We start from the raw sequence: 5,881 nt of genomic DNA, 5'->3' as shown, positions 1-5,881 counted from the left end.
CCCCGTAGATCGGGTAGGTGCGCTTGTGATTCAACTCTCAGCCCGCCCGTCGCAACAGGATGTGCGGCCGCCGATAGCCGTAGCGCACCAGTGCGGCAGCCAGCTCCTTCATCCGCATCCGCAGCGCTACCTAAGGGTCCGAGCGCTGCCTGTAGCGCTGGGACGAACAGCCGAAGCCGGTGGCGTGACAGGCCCGACGCTCCCTGATGTCGTAGGCCCCCCTGTAGGTGACCGGCGACCTCGCGGCGAGCAGCGGGCCTCACTCACTTTCCCTTGGGCACGTCTTGCAGCATGGTGCGGTCCAGCGTCAGGTCGGCGACCAGCCTTTTAAGCCTGCTGTTCTCGTCCTCCAGCTCCTTTAGCCGCCGGATCTCCGGCATGCCCATGCCGACGAACTGCTTCTTCCGAAGGTAAAACGTCGGCTTGGACACGCCCATCTTCCAGCAGACCTCGTCCACCGTCGCACCGTTCTCCGCCTGCCGCCGCGCAAAGCGACCTACTCGTTCGTGAAGCGTTTGCGAGGCATGGCGTCCTCCCTCCTCCAGGGTTCACAATGCCCGAAAAAAACTTGCACTCGACGCGGACCAGTTTGCTGAGTCAAAGTCAGCAGCTTCATCACAGTTCGACCGCACGGACGTCGCTGCTCCGCGCCCGAATTGGGTCCATCGCAGGCTCGGCGAGCGGCCGCAGCTCGGGCTCACGATTTGAACGACCCGGCAAGAAGCATCCGTAGGCTGACGACGGGCGGTTGTGAATCTCGATGGCGAAGTCGCGCACTTATTCCTGTGCGGCTCCCGCACGCGGGACGCGACGAGCAGCTTCCGTCCGGTCTGCGGCGCATGCCGCCAGCCCTTGTTGTCACGATTGTGAGCAACCACCGTTGCAGATTATAATTGCGGCGCACCTGTCAGATAGTCGATATTGATCTCCAAGTCACCTGATAGCAAACGTCGTGTCTATCAGCATTCTCGATCTAAATCGAACTGTTGCGCCTAGATTGGCTGGGGCATTCTTTGAAATTCGATTATTTTCTCCATAACCGAATATTATTAAATTCATTATATATTGATAGTATGCATTTCTGAAAATTTGTAGTTGATCCCGTCTACAGCATTGACCGATTTGATTATATGGAGTTGATAAGAATTTTATATTAAAACTTACTAATCGTCAACCATTTAGTTGATTCGAGGGTTGCGCTGACCAATCGGTAGTTATTGGTGTGGTACTATGCGTACCTAAGGTTGCACACCCCCGCAGCGATTGAAGCATCAATGATCCGCATCCTCAACTGCGTTGCGCAGCAACACGACCTGCGCCTCGTCGCTCTCTCGGCGCTCATCTGCGCATTTGGATGCTTCGCTACCGTCGCCCTGATGGCGCGTGTCGATAGGGCGTCTAGCGCGACATCGCGAGCCCTAATCTCAGCAGCGGTCATATTCGGAGGTAGCATCTGGTCCTTGCACTTCGTCGCTATGCTCGCCTTCCTTCCTGCAGCTCACATCGCCTACGATTTAAACCTCACCGTAGCCTCGATAGCTGTAGCCACCATCGGAAACCTGGCTGCCTTGATCCTTTGGCGGCGCTCATCCCCGAGCTTTCTCGGGATCGTGCTGGCCGGTACCGTGCTCGCTCTAGCGATCACCGGCATGCACTACATCGGGGTTGGGGCGATGCGAGCCTCCAGCTTCGTTTTCTTCGATCCGAGCTACGTCGTAGCCTCGATCCTGATTAGCAGCCTGTTCTCCGTTCTTGCCCTGGCACGCGCCCGTTCGCTCGGTGGCCTTGGCCGCAAGATCGAAGTCACAGGATGGCTTGCGCTCGCGATCTGTGGCCTGCATTTCACAGGCATGGCCGCCGTCACCGTGGCGCCAATCGCACTACCGACGGACGGGAGCTACGTACTCGGTTCGACCTCACTTGCGCTGGCAGTCGGCGTCGTCAGCCTCGTGGTGCTGATCGCCGGCCTCGTAGCCATGACGCTGCAACAGCACCTCTCGCAGCGCGCGCTGCTCGAACTCAATCGTATGCGCCTGTTGAGCAACCTTGCGCACGAGGTGCTATTCATCCATCGCGACGGAAGGGTCCTGGAGGTCAACCAAGCCGGCACCCGCCTGTTTGCGATGCCGGTCGATCAGATCATCGGCAAGCCGGTGCTCGACTTATTTGCTCAGGCCGACGCGCCGGCGCTGCTGCGGCGCACGCGCTGCCGCTCCGAAGATTTGCGTCCGGAGGAGTTCGCGATCCGCACCGCCGTCGGGACATGCGTGCCGGTCGAGCTGTCCTGCCGCACAATCGAGTTCGGTGGCAAGCCCGCCACCGCGGTCGCCCTACGCGATCTCACCGACCGCAAACGCGACGAATCCCGCATCCGCCATCTCGCCTTGCATGACGCCCTCACCGATCTGCCCAACCGCTACCTCTTGGAGCAACGCTTCGGCCCCGCCCTGGATGCAGCAGCCATAGATGGTACCAGCGTCGCGGTGATCTGTCTCGACCTCGATCGGTTCAAGGCGATCAACGATCTATACGGCCACGCGGCCGGCGATGCCCTGCTGGTTCAGGCAGCCAAACGAATGTTAACCGAGCTGCGTCCGACCGACACCCTCGCCCGAGTCGGCGGTGACGAGTTCGTGGTCGTGCTCACCGGTGCGCGCGCTCCACAGCAAGTCGCCGAAATTGCCGGACGGTTGATTGCTGGCCTACGTCACCCATTCCGCATTGACGATTACCGCGCCGAAATCAGTGCCTCCGCCGGTATCGCCCTCTACCCCGATGATGGCAGCACAGCTGAAACACTACTGCGCGCTGCTGACACCGCCTTGTACCGGGTCAAGGACGAGGGGCGCGGCGCAGTACGTTTCTTCGAGGCATCAATGGACGCGCAGCTGCAGGCGGTTCGGCAGCTCGAACATGAACTCGGCGGCGCGATCGCCCGAGACGAGCTGCGACTGTTCTACCAGCCGATCGTCAACGCTCGCACCGGCGAAATCGAGACTTTCGAAGCGTTAATTCGCTGGCAGCACCCGCAGCGCGGGTTCGTCTCGCCAAACGAGTTTATCCCAGTTGCTGAGCAAGCTAATCTGATTGGGCAGATTGGGGAATGGGTGATCGACACCGCCTGCGCGGCGGCAACGGCTTGGCCGCAGCCATGGCGCGTATCAGTCAATGTCTCGCCGACCCAATTTCGGCAATCCCACGTACCAGCGGCCGTGGCAGCAGCGCTGGCGCGGCATAATCTCGACCCTGCACGGCTGGTGGTTGAGATCACCGAAAGCGTGTTCATCCAGGATGCCACGAAAGCTGTGCGGGTGCTTACTGACTTACGCGAATTGGGCGTGCGTCTGGCTCTGGACGATTTCGGCACTGGGTACTCATCGCTCAGCTACTTGCAGCAGTTTCGGTTCGACAAAATTAAGGTCGACCAATCGTTTGTTCGACGGCTTGGACAGCACGCGGACACGCTCGCGATTGTCCGCGCGATCGTGAACCTTGGCCACAACCTTGGCCTGCAGGTGACGGTTGAGGGTGTCGAGACGGTCGAACAGCTGTCGATCCTGCGCGAGCTGCATTGTGACCAGATGCAGGGCTACCTGTTCGCCCGACCTGGGCCGACCTTGACCGTCTCCGAAATGGATCAGGCACGGCTTAGGGCGTTATTCACTTTGCCTTTAATGCGGGCATCAGCCTAATAAATCCTATTTCTGAAATTAATATTGGCATGATCTTGTCTTATAGGTACGAATAAAATGATCGAAGGCATATGCATTTGCATAATAGACAGCTCTGCAGCTATTTGTTTAAAAGCTAAAAATGCCGTCAATGTCGGGGAAATTTACGGATGTTTCAGGTTTTGTCATCCAAATGACCTAATAGTGACACGTCACTCTAAGGTCGAGCAAATCCATGCCCTTGTTTTTATCCCGGCTGCGCGCCTTAACAGCCGCCATCAACCGCTCACGCGGATGCATCGATCTCGATCTCAATGGCACGATCCGTGAGGCCAACTCCAACTTCCTCAGCCTCGTCGGTTACAGTCGGGAAGAGTTAATCGGGAAGCCGCATAGCCTGCTACTTCCAGTGGCTGAGCGAGACAGTGCCGAGACTCAAGAATTTTGGGCCATTCTTCGGACCGGCAAGCCACAAACCCGCGAGTTCAAGCGGATTGCCAAGAGCGGCAAGGAAGTTTGGATTCTTGCCTCCTACAACCCTGTTCTTGGCCGTACCGGCAAGCCGGCCCGGATCGTTGTCTTCGCATCCGACATCACGGCTCAGAAGGATCGTAGTATCGACACAAACGGACAGGTCGCTGCTCTGCATCGCTCACAGGCCGTAATCGCCTTCACCCCTGACGGGACCATCCTTGACGCTAACGCCAATTTTTTGTCTGCGGTTGGTTACGAGCTGAGCGAGATCCAGGGAAAGCACCACCGCATCTTCGTTAACCACGCCGAACGTGAGACGCCGGCCTACGAGATGTTCTGGGCCGCACTTGGGCGTGGTGAGTATCAAGCAGCGGAATATTGCCGCATTGCCAAAGGTGGACGCGAGATCTTTATTCAAGCAACTTATAATCCAATTCGCGACGATGACGGGCGCTTAGTCAAGGTGGTCAAGTTCGCCACCGACGTTACTGAGCAGGTTTACGAACGACGGCGGCGAGCTGAGAAGGCACAAGTCATCAGCAGCGATCTCAATGTGATCAGCGAAGCCGTGCATGCTGTCACTGAGCAAGCGGTGGTCGCTGCCGGGACGGTTCATCAAGTCTCAAGTGACATTCAGGTGGTTGCCGCAGGCGCGGAAGAGCTGTCGGCTTCCGTGTCGGAGATCAGTCAGCAAGTACAGCAAGCTTCGCATATCGCAGGTCAGGCGGTCGAGCAGGCACAGCAGACAGGCACGATCGTGGCAGGCTTGAGCGAGGAGGCCACCCGTATCGGGGAAGTGGTCGCGCTCATTCAGGCAATAGCAAGTCAAACCAACCTCTTAGCCTTGAACGCGACCATCGAGGCAGCGCGCGCTGGGGAGGCTGGACGGGGCTTTGCGGTCGTAGCGCAAGAGGTCAAGCAGCTTGCGGAACAGACCAGCAAGGCCACCAATCAAATCCGACAGCAGATCGGCGCTACGCAAGGGGCGACACAGCGGGCGGTGGATGCCATCGGTACTATCCGAGGCACGATCAGTAAGCTCGATGAGGTTTCTTCGGCGATCGCGGCGGCGGTGGAAGAACAGTCAGCGGTGACGCGAGAGATGTCAATCTCTATGCAGACAGCTTCCTATGGGGCCGCCAGCCTCGCAAGCGGGATGGATGCAATCGTGCAGGCGGCTGAGCAAGTTAATCAATCAACTGCTAAAGTTCGTGAGGCTTCGTTAGTGGCGTGAGTCTTCATGAACTGCTCGGCAGTGACTCTCTGCACCCGAAGGAGATGCTTTTTGCGGACATCGGGGTGGCCTGTTGGCAAGCCTTGATACTTACTGAAGAGCTGCATGAAGCTGATGCCGATCAACCGCGCGATTGAAGGCCGTTGCTGCTCAAGGTCGCGAACAAGGCCGGCAAGGCGTGATTCAGGCACTGGTCAGCCCCCATTGAAGTGGTCCGCCCTTTGGTATGGCTTTTGAGCCTGGAGGACGGACAAGATGGCAAAGCCCCCGAAGCCCGAGGAGATCGTCGCGAAGCTACGTCAGGCAGACGTGCTGATCTCACAGGGCCAGAGCGTGGCCGATGCAATCCGCGCGCTCGGTGTGAGTTCGGTGACATACTACCGGTGGCGGCGTGAGTTTGGCGGCCTGAAGTCGGATCAAGTTCGACGGATGAAGAGTCTTGAGACCGAGAATTCTCGGCTTCGAAAGGCCATCGCCGATCTCACCCTCGACAAGCTGATCC

The 5,881-nt window shown here is 58.2% G+C and carries 3 protein-coding genes and 1 pseudogene; 3 read left to right on the top strand and 1 reads right to left on the bottom strand.

Annotation, left to right across the window (positions count from 1 at the left end):
- Positions 1-40: 40 nt before the first annotated feature.
- Positions 41-526 (bottom strand): annotated as a pseudogene (locus FV230_RS23425) (transposase); the annotation flags it as partial.
- 748 nt (positions 527-1,274) lie between these two features.
- Here FV230_RS23425 and FV230_RS23420 point away from each other — a divergent pair.
- The 3 genes from FV230_RS23420 to FV230_RS23410 all read left to right on the top strand — a co-directional run.
- Positions 1,275-3,692, top strand: a complete 2,418-nt coding sequence (locus FV230_RS23420; protein WP_147844106.1) for an EAL domain-containing protein — start codon at positions 1,275-1,277, stop codon at positions 3,690-3,692.
- Between the two features lie 214 nt (positions 3,693-3,906).
- Entirely contained in the window at positions 3,907-5,379 is a 1,473-nt protein-coding gene (locus tag FV230_RS23415; RefSeq protein WP_147844105.1) for a PAS domain-containing methyl-accepting chemotaxis protein, read from the top strand.
- Between the two features lie 255 nt (positions 5,380-5,634).
- Positions 5,635-5,881, top strand: a 247-nt coding sequence (locus tag FV230_RS23410) for a transposase (RefSeq protein WP_147844104.1), incomplete at its 3' end; no start/stop codon positions are given.

Origin of the sequence: Methylobacterium sp. WL6, from assembly GCF_008040095.1 — a bacterium.
GTDB lineage: Bacteria > Pseudomonadota > Alphaproteobacteria > Rhizobiales > Beijerinckiaceae > Methylobacterium.
The sequence above is the reverse complement of the archived record's forward strand: the minus strand, read 5'-3'. Positions and strand labels throughout refer to the sequence as shown.